This window comes from Streptomyces sp. NPDC020996 (assembly GCF_040641355.1).
In the GTDB taxonomy this organism is placed as follows: Bacteria; Actinomycetota; Actinomycetes; order Streptomycetales; family Streptomycetaceae; genus Streptomyces.
The window spans coordinates 1-22016 of the sequence record NZ_JBFADM010000053.1 but is presented as its reverse complement, the minus strand read 5'-3'; the positions used below and the strand labels follow the sequence as shown (position 1 = coordinate 22016).

Here is a 22016-nt window from a genome sequence, read left to right as displayed (position 1 = left end):
CCTGTGTTGTCCCGGGCGGCTTTCCCACGGAGCCCCGCGACTCGTCCGCTCAGCGCGGAGTCCCGTGACTCGTCCGCTCAGCGCGGTGCCTCATGAGCCGTCCGCTCAGCCGTGGCGTCACGACGGCGGTCCGGGGCGTTCGCCCGCCTGGGCATCCCATGGGCCGTCCGCTCATGCGGGGAGTCCCCGCAACCATCCGCTCAGCCGGGCTGCCGCAGGGGCCGTTCACTCATCCGCGCCGGCGTGCCGGCGCATTGGTCCGCCGGCGCACCGGCGCACCGGGGATGTCTCGCGGGGCCGTTCGCTCAGTCGCGGCGTCCCACGACGCGGGCGAAGCCGAGCAGGCGTCCCGCGTCGGCCTTCAGGAGGTCCACCGAGTCGCGGGCCATCCGCGCCATGACCTCGTCGGTGCTCTCCTCGGCGCACACCTCGCTCCACAGCAGCCAGTCGCGCCAGCCGTCCGCCAGCCAGTCGGCCGTCTCGACGGTCACCGCGCCCGTGCGGGTCCAGTTCCGGCGCCACCAGGCGGGCGAATGGAACGCCCAGAAGCCCGGATCCCAGTGCGGCGCGAGATGCCCGGGCGGCTCGGCCCCCTCGATCTCCTCCCGCAGCCCCGGCACGACGACGCCGATCCGCCCGCCCGGCCTCAGCAGCCGGGTCAGGGTGGGCAGGTAGAGGTCGTCGGTGCCGAAGTACTGGTAGGCGTCGATGCTCACGATCGCGTCGAAGGTGCCCTCGCTGAACGGCAGTTCGTGCGCCTCGGCGCGCACCGGCAGCACCCGGTCGGCGAAGCCCGCCTCGGCGACCCGGCGCGCGTTGTCGTCGGGGCCCACCCACAGATCGGCCGCGGTGACCTGGACGCCGTACTCCCGGGCGAGGAAGACCGAGGTCATGGCCCGGCCGCAGCCCAGGTCCAGCACCCGCGCGCCCGGGCGCAGGGCGTCCAGGCCGAGCGCGGGAGCCAGCCATTCGAGCAGCCACAGGGCGTGCGGCCCCATCTGGTTGTCGATGGTCCAGCGGACGTCGTAGTGACTGCTGCGCGGGAATCGGGGGTGGGCCAGCCGGCCGGCGAGGTCGTCGGCCGAGGTCTCGAGTGCGGTGTCCGGCATCGGTGAACGGGCTCCTTGCGTCCGGGTGGTCCGGGTGGTCCATCGCAGCGCACAGGGATACGTCGGAGCCAGACCGATTCCTCAAAATCTCGCCCCGCATCCTGCTTTCTCACCCGTAAGAGGTACGCTCGCCCGCCATGAGCGGACGCGGTGATTCCGAGACCCAGGACGTCGTGGACCCCGCGGAGGTGGCGCGGCGGGCCCGCTGGACGGCGGCCGGGACCGGGGCGCTGCTGGCCCTCGCCGGGCTGGCCGCGTCGCTGCTCCGGCTCACCGGCGCCGTACCGGCCCTGGTCCCGGCCGCCTACGCCCTCGGCGCCGCCGTCTGTGCCACCGCAGCGGTCCTCGGCTCCCGGGGGCGTACCCGGAGGGCGCTGTGGCTGCTGATCGCCGGGACGACGGCGATGGCGCTGGGGGACCAGTTCGACTGAGGCGACCAGAGGGACCGTTACTGTCCTGTGATCTTCCTCCCACTCCTGTGATTCGTCCCACGAGCGGCGCAAACGATCAATTTCGCCTGCAAGAGTGGTTAACACATTGCACATGCGTTCTTTGCGGGCTGTTCATGTCATGAACGTCTGTTCCCGGCCAAAGATCTCACAGACAGTCACCCTGGGAGCACGTCGTGGCAGCCCTTGCACGCTGGTGTGTCCGGCACCGCCTGGTCGCGGTGCTGATCTGGCTCCTCGCCCTCGGCGGCACGGTCGCGGCCGCCGCCGTCGCCGGCTCCGCGTACTCCAACGACTACGAGGTCTCCGGCACCGAGTCGGGCCGCGCCAACCGGCTGCTCCAGGAGAACTTCCATGGCCTGGGCGGCGACAGCGACACCGTCGTCTGGCACACCACGTCCGGCACCGTCCGCGCCGCCGACGTCGTCCAGACGATGACCAGGACCCTCGACCGGATCGGCGGCCTGCCCGGCGTCGCGTCCGTGACCAGCCCCTACGGCGCGCAGGGAGCGGGTCGCATCAGCGCCGACGGGCACACGGCGTACGCCACGATCACCTTCGCGGACCGGGCCGAGGACATCGACGCCGGCCAGGCGCGGGCCGTCGTCGCCGCGGCCGAGGCCGCCCGGACCGAGGGGCTCCAGGTCGAGCTCGGCGGCAGCGCCGTCGCGCTCACCGAGCCCTCGGGCGGGCATCTCGCCGAGGCCGTCGGGGTGCTCGTCGCCGCGGTCGTGCTGTTCCTCGCCTTCGGCTCGCTCGCCGCCTCCGTGCTGCCCGTCGCCACCGCGCTGGTCGGCGTCGGCACCGCGTACGCGGGAATCGTGCTGCTCGGGCACGTCATGACGGTGGCCGACTTCGCGCCCATGCTCGGCGTGCTGATCGGCCTCGGCGTCGGCATCGACTACGCGCTGTTCATCGTCACCCGGCACCGGCGCGGACTCAAACGCGGACTGACCGTCACCGAGGCGGTCACGGACGCCGTGGCCACCACCGGACGGGCCGTGGTCTTCGCGGGCGCCACGGTTTGCATCGCCCTGCTGGGCATGCTGATCCTCCGGCTGAACTTCCTCAACGGCGTCGCGATCGCCGCCTCGCTGACCGTCGTCCTCACCGTCGCCGCCTCCGTCACCCTGCTGCCCGCCCTGCTGTCCCTCATCGGCATGCGCGCCCTCGGCCGGCGCGAACGGCGGCGGCTCACCCGGTACGGACCCGAACCCGAGCTGCCCACCGGGTTCGCCGCCCGCTGGTCGGCGTTGGTCGAACGCCGGCCCAAGCTGCTCGGCGCCCTCGCGCTGGCCGTGATCACCGTCCTCGCGCTGCCGACGCTCTCCCTCCGCCTGGGCACCTCCGACCAGGGCAACGACCCGAAGTCGTCCACCACCCGCCAGGCCTACGACCTCCTCGCCGCCGGCTTCGGCCCCGGCGTCAACGGCCCGCTGACGCTCGTCACCCGGGTCGGCGGCGCCGAGGACAAGCTCGCCCTCGACAGCCTCGACGCCACCCTGCGCGCCACCGAGGGCATCGCGTCGGTGACCCCGGTGACGTACGACGCCGCCGGCACCGCCGCCTACGTCACCGTCGTCCCGGAGTCGGCGCCGCAGTCCCGGCGGACCAGCGACCTCGTCCACCGGCTGCGCACCGAGGTCCTGCCGCGCGCCGAGACCGGCACCTCGCTCGACCTCCAGGTAGGCGGCGTCACGGCGAGCTACGACGACTTCGCCGGCGTCATCGTCGGCAAGCTGCCGCTCTTCGTCGGCGTGGTCATCGGCCTGGGCTGCCTGCTCCTGCTCCTCGCCTTCCGGTCCGTCGCCATACCGGTCAAGGCCGCCGCGATGAACGTCGCCGCGGTCGCCGCCGCCTTCGGCGTCGTCGTGGCGATCTTCCAGTGGGGCTGGGGGAGCGACCTGCTGGGCCTGGGCCGCGCCGGACCCGTCGAGCCGTTCCTCCCCGTGATCATGGTGTCCGTCCTGTTCGGACTGTCCATGGACTACCAGGTCTTCCTGGTCAGCCGGATGTACGAGGAGTGGCTGGAGACCGAGGACAACCGGCGTGCCGTCCGCGTCGGCCTCGCCGAGACCGGCCGCGTGATCAACTCTGCCGCGGTCATCATGATCTCCGTCTTCCTCGCCTTCGTGCTCAGCGGCGACCGGGTGATCGCCATGTTCGGCATCGCGCTCGCCTCCGCCGTCGCCCTCGACGCCTTCGTGCTGCGCACCCTCCTCGTCCCCGCCCTGATGCACCTGCTCGGCAGCGCCAACTGGTGGCTGCCGCGCCGGCTCGACGCCCGGCTGCCCCGCATCAGCATCGAGCCGCCCGGGTGCCGCGCCGCCCATGAGAGGCTGGCCGCGGCGGGCACGGGCACGGGCACGGACGCCGAGGCGGCCGAGGTACTGGCGAAGGAGCGGGAGCTGGATGTACACGATGTCCCTGGGTGACGACGGAGCCGAACTGCGGCCCCTGGAGCCGTGGCACGCCGAGGAGTTCCTGGCGCACCTGGACCGGGGCCGGGACTTCATCGGGCAGTTCATCTCCTTCGGCTCGAAGGAGACGGACCTGGCCTCCGCGCGGGCCATGCTCCAGCGGTACGCCGACCTGCGCGCCGCCGACAGCGCCTCCCTGCACGGCCTGTGGCTGGAGGACAAGCTCGTCGGCGGGGTGCTCTTCCTCAACTTCGACGCCGCCAACGGCAACTGCGAGGTCGGCTGCTGGCTGGAGCCCGCGGGCACCGGCCGCGGCCTCGTCACGCGCGCGATGCGCGTGCTCATCGACCACGCCGTCGAACGGCGCGGCATCCACCGCGTCGAGTGGGTCGCCGCCTCCGGCAACCAGGCCAGCCTGAACGTCGCCCGGCGCCTGGGGATGACCCGCGACGGAGTGCGCCGGGAGGCACACCCCTATCGTGGAATGCGGCACGATCTCGAGGTGTGGTCGATTTTGGCCCCCGAATGGCGCGCGGCACGCGCGCGTGCCGCCGGCAACGATCATTAAGGTACCTCTCAGAGAGCGTCCGTACGGTGCGAGGCATGGGAACGAAGACAGTGGACGAGACCGGCCCCGAGGCCAACGAAGTGAAGCCCGGCGGCGAGACGGAGGACCTCACCGGGGCCCCCGACGCCGACGACACGACCGGCGGTGAGGACGCGGCCGGCACGTCCGGCGCGGGCGACGCCGCCGGCTCCGTCGGCCAGGAGGCGGGCCCCACGGGCGTCGGCCAGGGCGCGGGCGCCGTCGTCTCCGCCGCGCTGGGCGTCGTCTCGCTCACCGGCAGCTGGGTGGGAACCGTCGCCTCCGCGCGCGAGACGCTCATCGGCCAGCTGGGCACCGCGTCGAACGCGAGCGTCGCCAAGCAGATCAAGGAGGTCTACGGCGACGCCTGGCAGACCACCGCGCTGTGGGGCGGCCTCTTCGCCCTGGCCGCGCTGCTCGTCGGCGTCTTCGTCCTCGCCCGGCCGGCCTTCGGGGCCCCCGGGAAGCCGCAGGCGCCGTGGATCAAGTCGGTCGCCTGGGCGGGCGTCTCGCTCGGCGTGATCGGCCTGCTGCTGGCCGTCCTGAAGTACACCGACGTCCTGCTCGGACTGCCGTCCGCGAGCTAGGCGTTTTGACCCGCAGATCCTGAGGGGTCTTAGGACATCCGTGAGCGCCTTACGGATGCCCTAAGACCCCTTACTCGTGCCCGGGGCCCCGGACGGACCCGAAGATGCGGAACTCTCCCGATGTGGCGCACCCCCCTGGGAGACGAAGGTTGAGTCATCGCACCGAGCGAAGCCGAGAACCGACATCTCCGAGGGACACACCATGTACGAGTACGAACTGCAGCAGATCCGTACCGCCGAGCTGATCCGGCAGGCCCAGAACGAGCGGCTGGCCCGGGAGGCCGTCCGCCGCCGCCGCGCCGCCCGGCGCGAAGCCGCCGGGGGCGCGGCGCATAGTCCCGGCCCCCGCCGGCTCCGCTCCGCCCGCGCCGCCACATGAGCACGCGGGCCCGGCCGGGCGGCCGTACCGGGGGAGGCCGCCCGACCGCATCCGGGGCGCCCCGGCCGACGGCCGACGTCGGATGGACGAAGTGGACGGCACCGGCCGACCGGGCGACCGGCGCCGCGGCCGCGCGGGGACCCGGCGTCGCGGGGGACGGCGCCGGTGACCGTGGCACGGGGGGCCCGGGGGAGCGTGCGGCCGGGGTGAGTGCCGGGGCTGTCGACCGTGTGGCCGGGCGGAGGACCGGCGTCGCGGGGGACGGCCCCGGCGGGCGTGCGGCCGGGGCCTCCGCAGCGGGCGCCGGCGCCCGGAAAACCGGTGACGCGCCGTCGGACCCCCGTGCGATGCTCGGGCTCGTGGAGAACAGGTCCGTCAGTCCGGTGTTCGTCGGCCGCGCCGAAGAGCTGGACGCGCTGAACGACGCGCTCGCCCGGGCGTCCGCGGGCGAGCCGCAGGCGCTGCTGATCGGCGGCGAGGCCGGGGTCGGCAAGACCCGGCTCGTCGAGGAGTTCGCCACCGCCGCCGGCCGGCAGGGAGCCGTCGTCGCGCTCGGCGGCTGCGTCGAGATCGGCGCCGACGGCCTGCCCTTCGCCCCCTTCTCCAGCGCCCTGCGCGCCCTGCGCCGGGAACTGCCCGACGAGGTCGCCGCCGCGGCCGCCGGCCAGGAGGAGGAACTCGCCAGGCTCCTGCCCGAGGTCTGCGAGGCGAGCCCGGGGCGCCACGACGAGGAGGGCATGGCGCGTCTCTTCGAGCTCACCGCCCGGCTGCTGGAACGCGTCGCGGCCGGCCACACCGTCGTCGTCGCCCTGGAGGACCTCCACTGGGCCGACGCCTCCACCCGCCACCTGCTGACCTACCTCTTCCGCACCCTGCGCAGCGGCCGCCTCGTCGTCCTCGCCACCTACCGCGCCGACGACATCCACCGCCGCCACCCCCTGCGCCCTCTGCTCGCCGAACTCGACCGGCTGCGCACCGTCCGCCGCATCGAACTCCGCCGCTTCAACCGCGCCGAGGTCGGCCGCCAGATCGCCGGCATCCTGGCCCAGGAACCCGATCCCGCGCGGGTCGACGCCATCTTCGAACGCTCCGACGGCAACGCCTTCTTCGTCGAGGAACTCGCCGTCGCCGCCCACGAAGGCTGCTGCACCGGCCTCACCGACACCCTCCGCGACCTGCTCCTGGTCCGCGTCGAGAGCCTGCCCGAGACCGCCCAGCGCGTCGTCCGGATCGTCGCCGAGGGCGGCTCCACCGTCGAGTACCGGCTGCTGGCCGCGGTCGCCCGGCTCGCCGAGGACGACCTCATCGAGGCGCTGCGGGCGGCCGTGAACGCCAGCATCCTCATCGCCGCGCCGGCCGGCGACGGCTACCGCTTCCGCCACTCCCTGGTCCGTGAGGCCGTCGGCGACGACCTGCTGCCCGGCGAGCGCTCCCGCCTCAACCGCCGCTACGCCGAAGCCCTCCAGGCCGACCCGACGCTGGTGCCCGCCGACGAACGCGCCACCCGCCTGGCCAGCTACTGGTACCACGCCCACGACCCCGCCAAGGCCCTCCCCGCCGTCCTGGACGCCTCCGTCGTTGCCCGCTGCCGCCACGCCTACAGCGAGCAACTGGGCCTGCTGGAGCGGGCCATGGAGCTGTGGGACACCGCCCCCGAGGACGTCCGGGAGGCACTGCTGCTGAGCGACTACACCGAGGTCTACGCACCCTGCGGCTGCGACCCGGCCACCACACCGCTGCGCTACCTCGACCTCATGGCCGAGGCCGCCGCCGCCGGACGGCTGTGCGGGGAACGCGAACGCGCCCTGAAGATCACCAAGCGGGCGCTGCACCTGCTGGAGGAGGAGCACGACCCGCTGCGCGCCGCCTGGTTCTGGACGCAGCGCGCGATCCTGGTGCAGAGCCAGGGGCGCGGCGACGGCTGGAAGGAACTGGCCACCGCCCAGGAACTGGTGCGCGGCCTGCCGCCCTCCGAGGTGCACGCCGAGGTGCTGGCCCAGGTGGCGGGCTGGTCGATGCTGCGCGCACCCGGCCCGCAGGCCTTCGCCGCGGCCGAACGCGCGGTGCAGTACGCGCGCATGGTGGGCGCGCGGGAGACCGAGATCAACGCACGCCTGACGCTGGGCGGCCTGATGGTCGACGCGGGCGACACCGAGGCGGGCCTCGCCGTGATGTACGAGGTCAAGGAACGGGCCGTCGAGGACGGCGTCTCCCGGGTCGCGGGCCGCGCGTACGTCAACCTGCCCTCGGAACTGGAGTCGGTGGGACGCTCCGCGGAGGCCGTGGCCCTGCTGGAGGAGGGCGTCGCCCACACCCGCCGGTTCGGGCTGCTGAACTCCGAGGCATGGGTGTGGGCCAACCTCTCCGACTCGCTGTACTCGCTGGGCCGCTGGGACGAGACCGTCGAGGCCGCGCACAACGCGCTGCGGCGCGGACAGAACTCCAAGCCCCAGGGCGCGGGCGCCCTCAGCCTGGCCCAGGTCGCCCTGGCCCGCGGCGACACGGCCGAGGCGGCCCGCCGGCTCGCCGCCGCCGACGGATACTTCGGCACCCACGACCCCATGCCGCAGCAGTCCCTGCCGCTCACCGCGCTCACCGTCGGCGTCGCCGCGGCCGAGGGCCGCCTCCTCGACGTCCGCGCCGCACTGCACCGCGCCCTCGCCGCCGGCATCCCGCCCGGCACCCAGCGCTACGTCTGGTCCCTGCTGCGCGTAGCGGCCACCGCCGAAGCCGACGCCCGCACGCTGCCCGCCGCGCGGCAGGGCCGTGACGAGGCCCTCGGGCGCATCGCCGACGCCGCCAGGCAGACCCCCGCCGACGCCCCCGTCCGGCTCGCCCACGAGCAGTGGGTCCGCGCCGAACTCCACCGGGCCGCGGGCCGCGACACCGCCGACGCCTGGTCGGACGTCGTCACCGCCTTCGAACGCCTGGAGCGCCCCTACGAGCTGGCCCTCGTCCGCCACCGCCTGGCCGCGGCCCTGCTCGCGACGGGCGGCGACGACGAGCGCGAGCGCGCCGCGGAACTGCTCCGGCTCGCGCACGCCGTCGCCTGCCACGTCGGCGCCCGCCCGCTCGCCGACGCCGTCACCCTGCTCGCCCAGCGCGCCCGGCTCCCCCTCACCCACGTTCCGGACCCGCGTCCCGCGCCCGCCGACCCGGTCGAGGCGCTCGGCCTCACCAGCCGGGAACGGGACGTGCTGCGCCTGGTCTCCGCCGGCCGCACCAACCGCCAGATAGCGGAGGAACTCTTCATCTCCCCGAAGACCGCCAGCGTCCACGTGTCGAACATCCTGGCCAAGCTCGGCGTCTCGGGAAGGGGGGAGGCGGCGGCCGTGGCCCACCGGCTGGGACTGTTCCCCGCCGACCCGCTCGGCGCCCCGCGGTGACCGGCCGGGCGTACGCTGTCAGGACCGGCAGGGGGAGGCCCCGTGTTCAACATGTTCGAGGAACTGTTCGCGCCCGGCCGCAAACACACCCGGGACGAGCAGAAACGGCTGGAGCTGACCCGGGAGGACGTGGGTGACCAGGATCCCGGCCGCGGCCCGATAGACCTCTCGTCCGGGAAGGTCGTCGTCCGGCGGCCCGCGGCGCGGCGGACCGCCCGGGAGGACCGGGGCGAGGACCAGGATCCCCCGGAAGGCCCGTCGGAAGGCCTGTCGGAGGGTCCGCCGGAAGGTCCGTCGGAAGGCCTGTCGGAAGGACCCTGAGGGCCTACGTCACCTTCAGTTCCAGGATCCGGTCGTCGCCGCTCCTGGGGGTGCCGCGCCCGTCCGTCTCGCTCGTCACCAGCCACAGCCTGCCGTCGCCCGCCGGGGCCACCGTACGCAGCCGGCCGTACTCGCCCTTGAGGAACGACTGCGGCTTCGCCGACGCCGCGGTGCCGTTCAGGGGGACGCGCCACAGGCGTTCGCCCCGCAGGGACGCCATCCAGATCACGCCGTCGACCCAGGCGATGCCGCTGGGGGAGGCGTCGTCGGTGTGCCACTGCGCGATCGGGTTGCGGTACTTCGGGTCGGACGACCGGCCCTCGGCCTTCGGCCAGCCGTAGTCGCCGCCCGGCTTGATCGCGTTCAGCTCGTCCCAGGTGTCCTGGCCGAACTCCGAGGCGAACAGGCGCTGTTTCGCGTCCCACGCGAGACCCTGCACGTTGCGGTGGCCGTAGGAGTACACCGGCGAGCCCGGGAACGGGTCGCCCGGCGCCGGCTCCCCCTCCGGCGTCAGGCGCAGGATCTTGCCGCCCAGCGACTTGGTGTCCTGGGCCAGTCCCCGGTCGCCGGTCTCGCCCGTGCCCGCGTACAGCATCCCGTCCGGGCCGAAGGCGATCCGGCCGCCGTTGTGGATCATGCCCTTGGGGATGCCCCTGAACACCGTGTCGGGGGCGCCCAGTTGCTCGCCGGACGGCTTCTTCTCGTCGTACAGCATGCGCACGATGCGGTTGTCCGAGGCCGAGGTGAAGTAGGCGTAGATCATGTGGTCGGAGGCGTAGTCGGGGGACAGGGCGATGCCCAGGAGGCCGCCCTCTCCGGCCGGGGAGACCCCGGACACCCTGCCCAGCTCGGTCTTCCTGCCCGTCCGGGTGTCGACCCGGGTGATCGTCCCCTGGTCGCGCGAGGAGACGAGGAGGCCGCCGCCCTCGGGCAGGGGCGCCAGGCCCCACGGCGTGTCCAGGCCCTCGGCGACCGTGCGCAGCACCTTGACCGAGCCCTTGGCGGGCGGGACCTGGCCGGCCGTCTGCCGCGAGGACGAGGAGGGCGAGGACGGCGCGGTCGCCGTGGCCGAGGCCGTGCCGCCGGCGCCCGGCGGCAGCCCGCCCGACCCGGCGGAGCAGCCGGCCGTGAGCAGGAGCGCGGTCGCGGCCCATATGGCCGGCACAGCTCGTCGTCGCACGTTCTTGGTCCCTTCGAGGCGGCGCGCAGCGGCAGTCCGTTCTCCTTGTCATACACCGTTCGCGCCGCACAGGTTCCCGGTCGGCCGAACCCGTACCGCCGCCGCCCCGGCCGCCCGCCGGGCCCGTGCCGCGTTCAGTCCCAGGACCCCTGCGCCGGCGGCAGCCGGGCCAGGTCCGCGAGGTCCTCGGCCGTGAGCCGGAGCGCGGCCGCCGCCGCGTTCTCGGCCGCCCACCGCTCCTGCTTCGTCCCCGGCACCGGGACCACGTGCCGGCCCTGCGCCAGCACCCACGCCAGCGCCACCTGCGCCGGCGTCACGTCGTCGCCGTGCCGTGCCGCGATCCGGCGCAGGCCGACCACGATCGGCTGGTTCGCCGCCATCATCTCCGCGGTGAAGCGGGGGTGGCGGGCGCGGATGTCGTCCGGTTCGAAGCCCTCGCCCGGGGTGAGCGTTCCGGTCAGGAAGCCGTTGCCGAGCGGCATCGCCGCCAGGAAGCCCACACCGCGCGCCTCGCACCAAGGCAGCAGCGACTCCAGCGCCTCCGGCGACCAGACCGACAGCTCGGCCTCGACCGCGCTCACCGGGAAGACCTGCTGCACCCGGTGCAACTGCCGGAGCGTGGCGTCGTGCAGCCCGCCGCCGGACCGCCGGCCGCCGCGCGCGCCCACCGCGCACAGCCCCAGCGCCCGCACCTTCCCGGCCCGGACGAGATCCGCCATCGCGCCCCACGTCTCCTCGACCGGGACCTCGGGGTCCGCGCGGTGCAGCTGGTAGAGGTCGATGACGTCCGTCTGGAGGCGTCTGAGGGAGGCGTCGCAGGCCCGCTTCACATAGCCGGGGCGGCCGTTGGCCACGATGTGCTGCTCGCCGACCAGCAGGCCCACCTTCGTCGAGACGAAGGCGTCCCGGCGGCGCTCCTTCAACACCCGTCCCAGCAGCAGCTCGTTGGTGAAGGGGCCGTACATGTCGGCGGTGTCCAGGAGCGTCGAGCCCAGGTCCAGCGCCCGGTGCACCGCCCTGAGCGACTCGTCGCCCCGCTGCCGCGACCCGCTGTACGCCCAGCTCATCGGCATGCACCCGAGGCCGACGGCCCCCACCGCGAGTGGCCCCGCGCCGATCGTCCTGCGCTCCACCTGCTCGTGACCCTCCCTTTCCCGGCCCCCAACCTAACCTCTGCGCCGCCAGGAACCTGACATAGCCTCCTGGCATGACTGCTGACGTGTGGCTTCCCATCCCGCCGGACGACATCGAAGGGCTCCCCGAGGGGCCCGAATACCGCTTCTGGGACGGCGGCGAGGAGTTCCCCGCGGACCCCGCCGACTGCGTCTTCTACGTCGTCCCTTATATGAAGCCCAGCCCGGTCAGCGTTCGTCCGCTGCCCGCGATGAGCGGTGTGCGGGTCGTACAGACGCTGTCGGCCGGCATCGACCATGTGGTGCCCGGCCTTGGGCACCTGCGTCCAGGCGTGCGGCTGTGCAATGCGCAGGGCGTGCACGAGGCGAGCACCGGCGAGCTCACCCTCGCGCTCATCCTCGCGTCGCTGCGCGGCATCCCCGACTTCGTGCGCGCGCAGGACCGCGGGGAGTGGCTCGGCGGGTTCCGGCCCGCGCTGGCCGACCGGAGCGTCCTCATCGTCGGGTACGGCTCGATCGGGTCCGCGATCGAAGACCGGCTCGTTCCCTTCGAGGTCGCGCGGGTGGTGCGCGTCGCGCGCTCCGCACGCACCACGGAGCGCGGTCCGGTGCATCCGCTCACCGACCTGCCCGCCCTGCTGCCCGAGGCGGACGTCGTCGTCCTGTCCACGCCGCTCACCGAGACCACCCGCCACCTGGTCGACGCCGGTTTCCTGGCCCGGATGAAGGACGGCGCGCTCCTCGTCAACGTCGCCCGCGGCCCCGTCGTCGACACCAAGGCGCTGCTCACGGAGCTGGAGAGCGGCCGCATCACCGCGGCCCTCGACGTCACCGACCCCGAGCCGCTGCCCCGCGACCACCCCCTGTGGCGCGCTCCGGGCGTGCTGATCAGCCCGCACGTCGGCGGACCCACCTCCGCCTTCCTGCCCCGCGCCAAGCGCCTGCTGGTGGACCAGCTGAACCGGTTCGTGAACCAGGAGCCGCTGCGCAACGTGATCCTTACGACAGGCGCGAACGAGGCGTGACGCGGGCGGCCCGGGCGCCGCGCGCCACCGGCGCAACAGGCGCGTAATCCGCTTCCGGTACCCTCCGCAATCTCCCGGAAGCGGTGCGTGCCCGCATCGCCGCAGGTCGTCACGGAGCGTAGAGGAACTATGTCCCTGAGTGACGATCCTGGTGTATCGTCCCGACAGGGGCTGCGCCGCGCACCGTTCGGCGCCGGGGACGGACTTGAGACTGTGAGGGGGGCGACGGGCGATGCACGGCCTATGGACGAACGATCCGACGCGGCGGAGCCGCCGACGGCGACCCTGGCGTGCGGCCGCGCGCCGACGCGGTCACCACACCGGTCACGGCTGCCCGCACAGCCATCACCACCACCGGCACAACAGCCGTCGGCGGCAGGCGCATCCGGCACCCCGGGAGCTCCGGGACGCGGGAGCCGAGCGGACCTGGAGGGTCCGGTGACCTCGCCGCCGCCTCCCGCGACCACCGTCCACGGAGCGCCGCGGCCGCGGTGCTCCCCGGGCGCGCCGCCGCCCCGCCGGCCGGCCGCCGGCGGACCGGGCCTGGTCCGCCAACTCGTGGTGGCCCTGGTCTGCGCGGCGTACGCCGTCGGGTCCGCCGTCGGCTGGGGATCCGACGAAGTCGCGCTGATCATGGGCGACTTCGGGCTCAGCGCCGCCGCGGCCACCGCCGCCGTGTCCTGCGGGCTGTACGCCCGCGACCGCCGCGTCCGCTTCCGGCCCGCCTGGACGCTGTTCGCCCTGTCCTCCGCCATGGCGGCCCTGGGCAACGGGGTCTGGGGGTGGTACGAGGTCGTCCTGAAACGGCCCGTGCCCAGCCCCAGTTACGCCGACCTGTTCTTCCTGTGCTTCGCGCCGCCCGCCATCGTGGGGCTGCTGGTGCTCGCCAAGCGGCCCGTCACGAAGGCGGGCTGGGTGTGCCTGGCGCTGGACGCGTGGCTGATCGGCGGCTCGCTGCTCACGCTCTCCTGGAGCCTCGCGCTCGCCCAGGCCGCCCGGTTCGACGGCCCCAGCGTCGCCTGCACCGCCCTGTCGCTGGCCTACCCGCTGCTGGACATCGCCCTGGTCAGCATGGTGCTGGCGCTGCACTTCAGGCGCTCCGCGGTCAACCGCACGGCGGTCAACACCGCCATCGGCGCGCTCGCCCTGACCGTGATGTGCGACGCGCTGTTCACCTCGCCGCTGCTGCACGACAGCTACCACTCCGGCCAGTTGCTCGACGCGGGCTGGTTCGCCGGCTCCCTGCTCCTCGCCTACGCCCCCTGGGTCGCGTCCCGGCGCGCGCGGCAGGAGTCCGGCGACCAGGAGTCCGGCGACCAGGAGTCCGGTGGCGTGGAGACCGCAGGCCCGGAGACCGGCTGGCACGGCGGGCACGACTGGCACGGCGGGCACGACTGGCACGGCGGGCACGACTGGCACGGCGGGCACGACCGGCACGGCGGGCACGACCGGCACGGCGAGCACGGTGGGCATTCGCGCGGCGGGGCGTCCTTCCTGGGCGGGGGACAGGGCGACGGACACACGCGTGTGGTGCGCGAACACCCGCCGGGCGGACGGGGCGGTCGGGGCGCCCCGCACCCGCACCCCGCGCCCCCGCAGCCGGACGAGCACGGCCGGTACGCCGGCGCCCGGCCGATCGCCGGCTCACTGGCCGCCCTCACGCCCTATCTCGCCGCCGCCGTCTGCACGCTGGGCATCCTCTACAACGTGCTCAGCGGCCGCAGCGTGGACCGCGTGGTGCTGCTGACCGGCGGCACGGTCGTGCTCGCCCTCGTCGTACGCCAGGGCATCATGCTGCTGGACAACATCACCCTCACCCAGGAACTGGCGCAGAAGGAGAACCACTTCCGCTCCCTGGTGCAGGGCTCCAGCGACGTCATCATGATCGCCGCGCCCAACGGCATCCTCCGTTACGTCTCCCCGGCCGCCGCCGGGGTCTACGGACGCCCCGCGGAGGACCTGGTGGGCACCGAACTGGCCAACCTGATCCACCCGGAGGACCTGGGCCGCGTGGTGCACGAGGCGCGCCGCTTCCTCGCCGCCAGCCCGCTCCAGGAGCCCACCACCCGCATCGAGTGCCGGTTCCGCTCCGGCGACGGGGGCTGGCTCAACGTCGAGTCCACCGTCAACCGCCACCACGGGGGCCTCATCTTCAACAGCCGGGACGTGACCGAGAGAGTGCGCCTGCAGGCGCAGTTGCAGCACAACGCCGAACACGACCCGCTCACCGACCTGCCCAACCGCGCCCTGTTCACCAGGCGCGTCCAGCAGGCCCTGTCCGGCCGTCGCTCCTCCGACCGCGGGGCCGCGCTGCGCGGCACGGCCGTGCTCTTCATCGACCTCGACGGCTTCAAGGCCGTCAACGACACGATCGGGCACCAGGCCGGGGACGAGCTGCTGGTCCAGGCCGCCCGCAGACTCCAGGACGCCGTCCGGCACGGAGACACGGCCTCCAGGCTCGGCGGCGACGAGTTCGCGGCCCTGATCGTCGGGGACGGCGGCCGTGACCGCTCCGCCCGCGAACGCCACATACTGGAGCTCGCCGAGCGCCTCAGGGTCACGCTCTCCCAGCCGTACCTCATCGACGGCAACGATGTCCGGGTCAACGCCTCCATCGGCGTCGCCTTCGCCGAACCGGGACTCGGCGCGGGCGAACTGCTGCGGAACGCCGACCTTGCCATGTACCGCGCCAAGGCGGGCGGCAAGGGCCGCGTCGAGCTGTACGCGCCGCAGATGCAGCAGGACGTGGTGCGGAAGGCGGAGCTTGCCACGCGACTGCGCGCGGCCCTGCACGACGGCGAGTTCACGCTGCTGCACCAGCCGGTGGTGCGCCTGTCGGACGGCCGGATCACGGCTGTCGAGGCGCAGGCGCGCTGGCGCTCGTCCCAGGGAGTGCTGTTCACCCCGGCCGAGTTCCTGCGCGTGGCCGAGGAGAGCGACAAGACGCAGGAACTGGACCGCTGGATCCTCGAGGAGGCCGTCGCCCAGGCCGCCGAGCGCGCCGCGGCCGGCCTGCCGGTGCCGGTGGCGGTCCGGATCAGCGCCCGGCGGCTGCTGGACCGCGCGCTGCCGCTCGGCTCGATAGAAGCGCTGCTGACCCGGCACGGACTGCCGTCCGGGGCGCTGGTGATCGAGCTGGCCGACGCCGACTGCCGGGTCTCGCCGGACGAGCTGGAGCGGCGCCTGTCGTCCCTGCGGCGGCTCGGCGTCCGGATCGCGCTGGACGGCTTCGGCGGCGGCCACGGAGCGATCACGGCCCTGCGCAGACTCCCCGTCGACGTACTGAAACTCGACCGTTGCCTGGTCGAGGGCGTCGTCGAGTCCGCGCGGCTGCACAAGATCACCAGTGGGCTGCTGCGGATCGCTGTCGATCTCGGGCTGCAGTCCGTGGCCGTCGGGGTGGACCAGCCCGAGCAGGCCGTCGCCCTGCGCGCGATGGGCTGCACGCACGGACAGGGCATGGCGTTCTCCGGTCCGCTGGAGGAGTACCGGCTGCGCAGGGCGCTCGGTTCCGGCCACTGCGCGGTGCCGCACGGACCCGCCGAGCCGGTGTTCGCGGGCGGCGTGAGGGAGACGACGGGGCGGGTGTACTCCAGTGGGGTGACGGCCGTCCTGCGGGGCTCCAGCGCCCTCCGCTCACATGATGAGACTCCTGTCCCACCGGCTTGACATGCGGTACGCGGTGGGGGGAGGGTCGGTTCCATGCGCACCCGAATTCTCGTACTTGGAAAGCGCGTCGGCTGACGCTGGTGACGTCCGGACGGACCCGGAACTCCCAGCGAACACACCCGGCGCGCTCCCCTCGCTTGCCTTATGGCACGAGGGGTTTTTTGTTGCACAGGCGCCTGTCGTGCAGCAGCCCAATACCGCCCAAACCTCGCAAAAACCCTCAGCATCGAGAAGAGAATGCCGATGACCGAGCAGGCCACCGGGGCCCACCATCCGCAGCCGCGGCCCCGTTCCGGAGGACAGCACTCCGCCCCCGAGCACGTCACGGGTGCGCAGTCCCTCATCCGCTCTCTCGAGGAGGTCGGCGCCGACACGGTATTCGGCATTCCCGGAGGTGCCATCCTTCCCGCCTACGACCCGCTGATGGACTCGACCCGGGTGCGCCACGTCCTGGTCCGTCACGAGCAGGGCGCCGGCCACGCGGCCACCGGCTACGCGCAGGCCACCGGCAAGGTCGGCGTCTGCATGGCCACCTCCGGACCGGGCGCCACCAACCTGGTGACGCCGATCATGGACGCGCACATGGACTCGGTGCCGCTGGTGGCGATCACCGGCCAGGTCGCCTCCTCGGCGATCGGCACCGACTCCTTCCAGGAGGCGGACATCGTCGGCATCACCATGCCGGTCACCAAGCACAACTTCCTGGTCACCAAGGCCGAGGACATCCCGCGGATCATCGCGCAGGCGTTCCACATCGCCTCCACCGGCCGCCCCGGCCCGGTCCTGGTCGACATCGCCAAGGACGCCCTCCAGGCGAGGACCACCTTCTCCTGGCCGCCCGTCATGGACCTGCCCGGCTACCGCCCGGTGACCAAGCCGCACGCCAAGCAGATCCGCGAGGCGGCCAAGCTGATCACCTCTGCCCGGCGGCCCGTCCTCTACGTCGGCGGCGGTGTGCTCAAGGCGCACGCCACCGCCGAGCTGAAGGTCCTGGCAGAACTCACCGGAGCGCCCGTCACCACCACCCTGATGGCGCTCGGCGCATTCCCCGACAGCCACCCGCTGCACGTGGGAATGCCGGGCATGCACGGTGCGGTCACCGCCGTCACCGCGCTGCAGAAGGCCGACCTGATCGTCGCCCTCGGAGCCCGCTTCGACGACCGCGTCACCGGCAAGCTGGACAGCTTCGCCCCGCACGCCAAGATCGTCCACGCCGACATCGACCCCGCCGAGATCGGCAAGAACCGCGCCGTCGACGTGCCGATCGTCGGGGACGCCCGCGAGGTCATCGCCGACCTGGTCCAAGCCGTGCAGAAGGAGCACAGCGAGGGCCACAAGGGCGACTACACCGCCTGGTGGAAGGACCTGTCCCACTGGCGCGACACCTACCCGCTCGGCTACGACCTGCCCGAGAACGGCTCGCTCTCCCCGCAGCAGGTCATCGAGCGCATCGGCCGGCTCGCCCCCGAGGGCACGATCTTCACGGCGGGCGTCGGCCAGCACCAGATGTGGGCCGCGCACTTCATCCAGTACGAGCAGCCCGCCACCTGGCTGAACTCCGGCGGCGCGGGGACGATGGGCTACTCGGTCCCGGCCGCGATGGGCGCCAAGGCCGGCATGCCGGACCGGACCGTCTGGGCGATCGACGGCGACGGCTGTTTCCAGATGACCAACCAGGAACTCACCACCTGCGCGCTGAACAACATCCCGATCAAGGTCGCCATCATCAACAACGGCGCCCTCGGGATGGTCCGCCAGTGGCAGACGCTGTTCTACAACCAGCGCTACTCCAACACCGTGCTGCACTCCGGCCCCGACGACATCAACCCGGACGCCAAGGGCACGCGCGTGCCGGACTTCGTGAAGCTGTCCGAGGCGATGGGCTGCGTGGGGCTGCGCTGCGAGTCCCCGGACGACCTCGACAAGGTCATCGAGGAGGCGAACGCGATCAACGACCGTCCGGTCGTCGTGGACTTCATCGTCCACGGGGACGCGATGGTCTGGCCGATGGTCGCCGCCGGCACCTCCAACGACGAGATCATGGCCGCCCGGGACGTCCGCCCCGACTTCGGCGACAACGAAGACGACTGAGCGAGAGAGACCAACGAAGACATGTCCAAGCACACGCTCTCCGTCCTGGTGGAGAACAAGCCGGGCATCCTGGCCCGGATCGCCGCCCTCTTCTCGCGCCGCGGCTTCAACATCGACTCCCTCGCGGTCGGCGTCACCGAGCACCCCGACATCTCCCGCATCACCATCGTCGTGGGGGTGGAGGAGCTGCCGCTGGAGCAGGTCACCAAGCAGCTCAACAAGCTCGTCAACGTCCTGAAGATCGTCGAGCTGGAGCCGTCGCAGGCCGTTCAGCGCGAACTCGTCCTGGTGAAGGTGCGCGCCGACAACGAGACGCGCTCCCAGATCGTCGAGATCGTCCAGCTGTTCCGCGCCAAGACCGTCGACGTCTCCCCGGAGGCCGTCACCGTCGAGGCCACCGGCTCCACCGAGAAGCTGTCCGCCATGCTCAAGATGCTCGAGCCGTTCGGCATCAAGGAGCTGGTGCAGTCCGGCACGATCGCGATCGGACGCGGCGCACGTTCGATCACGGACCGCTCGCTGCGCGCTCTCGACCGGTCGGCATGACCACGGATGCGGGCGACCGGGTGACACCGGCCGCCCGCATACCGAGACCCCGAGACTTCCCTTCCCCCCGCCGTCATACGGTGGGACGCAACACCAGCACTCAAGGAGAGAACCCAAAGTGGCCGAGCTGTTCTACGACGCCGACGCCGACCTGTCCATCATCCAGGGCCGCAAGGTCGCGGTCATCGGTTACGGCAGCCAGGGCCACGCCCACGCGCTGTCGCTGCGCGACTCGGGTGTCGACGTCCGCGTCGGTCTGCACGAGGGCTCCAAGTCCAAGGCCAAGGCCGAGGAGCAGGGCCTGCGCGTGGTGACCCCGGCGGAGGCCGCCGCCGAGGCCGACGTGATCATGATCCTGGTCCCGGACCCGATCCAGGCCCAGGTCTACGAGGAGTCCATCGCCCCGAACCTCAACGACGGCGACGCCCTGTTCTTCGGCCACGGCTTCAACATCCGCTTCGGCTTCATCAAGCCCCCGGCCGGCGTCGACGTCTGCATGGTCGCCCCGAAGGGCCCGGGCCACCTGGTGCGCCGCCAGTACGAGGAGGGCCGCGGCGTTCCCTGCATCGTCGCCGTCGAGCAGGACGCCTCGGGCAACGCCTTCGCGCTGGCGCTGTCGTACGCCAAGGGCATCGGCGGCACCCGCGCCGGCGTCATCAAGACCACCTTCACCGAGGAGACCGAGACCGACCTGTTCGGTGAGCAGGCCGTCCTCTGCGGTGGCACCGCGGCGCTGGTCAAGGCGGGCTTCGAGACGCTGACCGAGGCCGGCTACCAGCCGGAGATCGCCTACTTCGAGTGCCTGCACGAGCTGAAGCTGATCGTGGACCTCATGTACGAGGGCGGCCTGGAGAAGATGCGCTGGTCGATCTCCGAGACCGCCGAGTGGGGCGACTACGTCACCGGCCCGCGGATCATCACCGACGCCACCAAGGCCGAGATGAAGAAGGTCCTCGCCGAGATCCAGGACGGCTCCTTCGCCCAGAACTGGATGGACGAGTACCACGGCGGCCTGAAGAAGTACAACGAGTACAAGAAGCAGGACTCCGAGCACCTGCTGGAGACCACCGGCAAGCAGCTGCGCAAGCTGATGAGCTGGGTGAACGAGGAGGCGTAAGCCTCCTGGCCACGGGGCCGGAGCGGATCGCTCCGGCCCCGTTGTCCAACCCGTCCAGCCTCGGACGGGTGATCCTTCCGCGGTGGCGTGAGACGACGCTCGCGACGCCACTAGACTGCTGCACAACAAACGCGTCAGGCCCACAGCGTCGTGCGTCTTCCACGCGGCCCAAGGGCCTGTCTGACATTCCTGCCTGCCTCGCGGCGTCTCCTCGGGCGGACGACGGGAATGGCCAGACCGGCCCCAGCACCCCTCCACCGCCTGCGGCCGTCGGGACGGCCGTCCGCATCGCACATGTGAGGACCACGTGAGCTCGAAACCCGTCGTACTCATCGCTGAAGAGCTGTCGCCCGCGACCGTGGACGCACTCGGACCCGACTTCGAGATCCGGCACTGCAACGGAGCGGACCGAGCGGAGCTGCTCCCCGCCATCGCCGACGTCGACGCGATCCTGATCCGCTCCGCCACCAAGGTGGACGCCGAGGCGATCGCCGCCGCGAACAAGCTGAAGGTCGTCGCACGAGCCGGCGTCGGCCTCGACAACGTCGACGTCTCCGCCGCCACCAAGGCCGGCGTGATGGTCGTCAACGCTCCCACCTCCAACATCGTCACGGCCGCCGAACTCGCCTGCGGCCTGCTCGTCGCCACCGCCCGCCACATTCCGCAGGCCAACGCCGCGCTGAAGAACGGCGAGTGGAAGCGCAGCAAGTACACGGGCGTGGAGCTGGCCGAGAAGACCCTCGGCGTCGTGGGCCTGGGCCGCATCGGCGCGCTGGTCGCCCAGCGCATGTCCGCCTTCGGGATGAAGGTCGTCGCCTACGACCCCTACATCCAGCCCGCGCGGGCCGCGCAGATGGGCGTCAAGGTGCTGTCGCTGGACGAGCTGCTGGAGGTCTCCGACTTCATCACCGTCCACCTGCCCAAGACCCCCGAGACCCTCGGCCTGATCGGCGACGAGGCGCTGCGCAAGGTCAAGCCGAGCGTGCGCATCGTCAACGCCGCGCGCGGCGGGATCGTCGACGAGGAGGCGCTGTACTCGGCGCTGAAGGAGGGCCGCGTCGCGGGCGCCGGCCTCGACGTGTACGCCAAGGAGCCGTGCACCGACTCCCCGCTGTTCGAGTTCGACCAGGTGGTGTGCACCCCGCACCTCGGCGCGTCGACGGACGAGGCGCAGGAGAAGGCCGGCATCGCCGTCGCCAGGTCGGTGCGGCTCGCCCTCGCCGGTGAGCTGGTCCCCGACGCGGTGAACGTCCAGGGCGGCGTCATCGCCGAGGACGTCAAGCCGGGCCTGCCGCTCGCCGAGCGCCTCGGCCGGATCTTTACCGCGCTCGCGGGCGAGGTCGCGGTCCGTCTCGACGTCGAGGTGTACGGCGAGATCACCCAGCACGACGTGAAGGTGCTGGAGCTCAGCGCCCTCAAGGGCGTCTTCGAGGACGTCGTCGACGAGACCGTCTCCTACGTCAACGCCCCGCTGTTCGCGCAGGAGCGCGGTGTCGAGGTGCGCCTGACGACCAGCTCCGAGTCGGCCGACCACCGCAACGTGGTGACCGTGCGCGGCACGCTCGGCAGCGGCGAGGAGGTGTCGGTCTCCGGCACGCTGGCCGGTCCGAAGCACCTCCAGAAGATCGTCGCCGTCGGCGACTACGACGTCGACCTCGCGCTCGCCGACCACATGGTCGTCCTGCGCTACGAGGACCGTCCGGGCGTCGTCGGCACGGTGGGCCGGATCTTCGGCGAGGCGGGCATCAACATCGCCGGCATGCAGGTCGCCCGCGCGGCGGTCGGCGGCGAGGCGCTGGCCGTGCTGACCGTCGACGACACGGTGGCCGGGACCGTGCTGGCCGAGGTCGCCGAGGAGATCGGGGCGACGTTCGCCCGGTCGGTGAACCTCGTCTGACCCGACGGACCGCGCGGGCGCACGCGAACGCACCCGGCCGTTTCGTCCCATTCGCCCAGCAGGAACTCGCCGAGGTCCTCCGCCTCCGGCGTGGCGGCGTGGTGCAGCGGCTGTTCGGCCC

At 72.7% G+C, this 22016-nt stretch carries 16 protein-coding genes; 13 read left to right on the top strand and 3 right to left on the bottom strand.

Annotated elements, in window-relative coordinates; genetic code table 11:
- Positions 1-305 precede the first annotated feature (305 nt).
- Positions 306-1109: a methyltransferase domain-containing protein gene (locus AB0G63_RS29225; RefSeq protein WP_360756148.1), complete on the bottom strand. Its 804-nt coding sequence runs from the start codon at positions 1107-1109 to the stop codon at positions 306-308.
- Positions 1110-1246: 137 nt separating this feature from the next.
- Here AB0G63_RS29225 and AB0G63_RS29220 point away from each other — a divergent pair, with 137 nt between their 5' ends.
- From AB0G63_RS29220 to AB0G63_RS29190, 7 genes are all read left to right on the top strand, one after another.
- A complete protein-coding gene (locus AB0G63_RS29220) occupies positions 1247-1540 on the top strand; it encodes a hypothetical protein (RefSeq protein WP_360756145.1) in 294 nt (97 codons plus the stop codon).
- A 194-nt stretch (positions 1541-1734) separates the two neighbouring features.
- The gene (locus tag AB0G63_RS29215; RefSeq protein ID WP_360756142.1) at positions 1735-3993 is read left to right on the top strand and encodes an MMPL family transporter; all 2259 of its coding nucleotides are present in this window, start codon (positions 1735-1737) and stop codon (positions 3991-3993) included.
- Entirely contained in the window at positions 3971-4546 is a 576-nt protein-coding gene (locus AB0G63_RS29210; RefSeq protein ID WP_360756139.1) for a GNAT family protein, read from the top strand. The genes AB0G63_RS29215 and AB0G63_RS29210 overlap by 23 nt, the downstream gene beginning before the upstream one ends.
- A gap of 35 nt (positions 4547-4581) precedes the next feature.
- Positions 4582-5151 carry a hypothetical protein gene (locus AB0G63_RS29205; RefSeq protein ID WP_360756136.1) on the top strand — a complete coding sequence of 190 codons (570 nt, stop codon included), beginning with the start codon at positions 4582-4584 and terminating at the stop codon, positions 5149-5151.
- A 202-nt stretch (positions 5152-5353) separates the two neighbouring features.
- The gene (locus AB0G63_RS29200; RefSeq protein ID WP_360756134.1) at positions 5354-5530 is read left to right on the top strand and encodes a hypothetical protein; all 177 of its coding nucleotides are present in this window, start codon (positions 5354-5356) and stop codon (positions 5528-5530) included.
- A gap of 347 nt (positions 5531-5877) precedes the next feature.
- Positions 5878-8916 carry an AAA family ATPase gene (locus AB0G63_RS29195; protein ID WP_360756131.1) on the top strand — a complete coding sequence of 1013 codons (3039 nt, stop codon included), beginning with the start codon at positions 5878-5880 and terminating at the stop codon, positions 8914-8916.
- Between the two features lie 42 nt (positions 8917-8958).
- On the top strand, positions 8959-9237 hold the full coding sequence (locus AB0G63_RS29190) for a DUF6191 domain-containing protein (RefSeq protein ID WP_360756129.1): 279 nt from the start codon (positions 8959-8961) through the stop codon (positions 9235-9237).
- 4 nt (positions 9238-9241) lie between these two features.
- Here the strand turns inward: AB0G63_RS29190 and AB0G63_RS29185 are convergent, their stop codons facing one another.
- Together AB0G63_RS29185 and AB0G63_RS29180 are read right to left on the bottom strand one after the other, a co-directional pair.
- On the bottom strand, positions 9242-10402 hold the full coding sequence (locus AB0G63_RS29185; RefSeq protein ID WP_360756244.1) for a PQQ-dependent sugar dehydrogenase: 1161 nt from the start codon (positions 10400-10402) through the stop codon (positions 9242-9244).
- Positions 10403-10551: 149 nt separating this feature from the next.
- Entirely contained in the window at positions 10552-11550 is a 999-nt protein-coding gene (locus tag AB0G63_RS29180; RefSeq protein ID WP_360756127.1) for an aldo/keto reductase, read from the bottom strand.
- A gap of 74 nt (positions 11551-11624) precedes the next feature.
- Between AB0G63_RS29180 and AB0G63_RS29175 the strand changes: the two genes are divergently transcribed.
- From AB0G63_RS29175 to serA, 6 genes are all read left to right on the top strand, one after another.
- Positions 11625-12575 carry a 2-hydroxyacid dehydrogenase gene (locus tag AB0G63_RS29175; protein WP_360756125.1) on the top strand — a complete coding sequence of 317 codons (951 nt, stop codon included), beginning with the start codon at positions 11625-11627 and terminating at the stop codon, positions 12573-12575.
- Between the two features lie 438 nt (positions 12576-13013).
- Positions 13014-16244 carry an EAL domain-containing protein gene (locus AB0G63_RS29170; protein ID WP_360756123.1) on the top strand — a complete coding sequence of 1077 codons (3231 nt, stop codon included), beginning with the start codon at positions 13014-13016 and terminating at the stop codon, positions 16242-16244.
- Positions 16245-16487: 243 nt separating this feature from the next.
- Complete coding sequence (locus AB0G63_RS29165; RefSeq protein WP_360756121.1) at positions 16488-18335, top strand: acetolactate synthase large subunit; 1848 nt, start codon at positions 16488-16490, stop codon at positions 18333-18335.
- Between the two features lie 21 nt (positions 18336-18356).
- Positions 18357-18881 carry an acetolactate synthase small subunit gene (ilvN, locus tag AB0G63_RS29160; protein WP_351898881.1) on the top strand — a complete coding sequence of 175 codons (525 nt, stop codon included), beginning with the start codon at positions 18357-18359 and terminating at the stop codon, positions 18879-18881.
- Positions 18882-18999: 118 nt separating this feature from the next.
- A complete protein-coding gene (gene ilvC / locus AB0G63_RS29155) occupies positions 19000-19998 on the top strand; it encodes a ketol-acid reductoisomerase (protein ID WP_360756117.1) in 999 nt (332 codons plus the stop codon).
- Positions 19999-20305: 307 nt separating this feature from the next.
- Positions 20306-21895, top strand: coding sequence for a phosphoglycerate dehydrogenase (serA, locus tag AB0G63_RS29150; RefSeq protein ID WP_360756115.1), 1590 nt, complete (start codon positions 20306-20308; stop codon positions 21893-21895).
- Positions 21896-22016 lie beyond the last annotated feature (121 nt).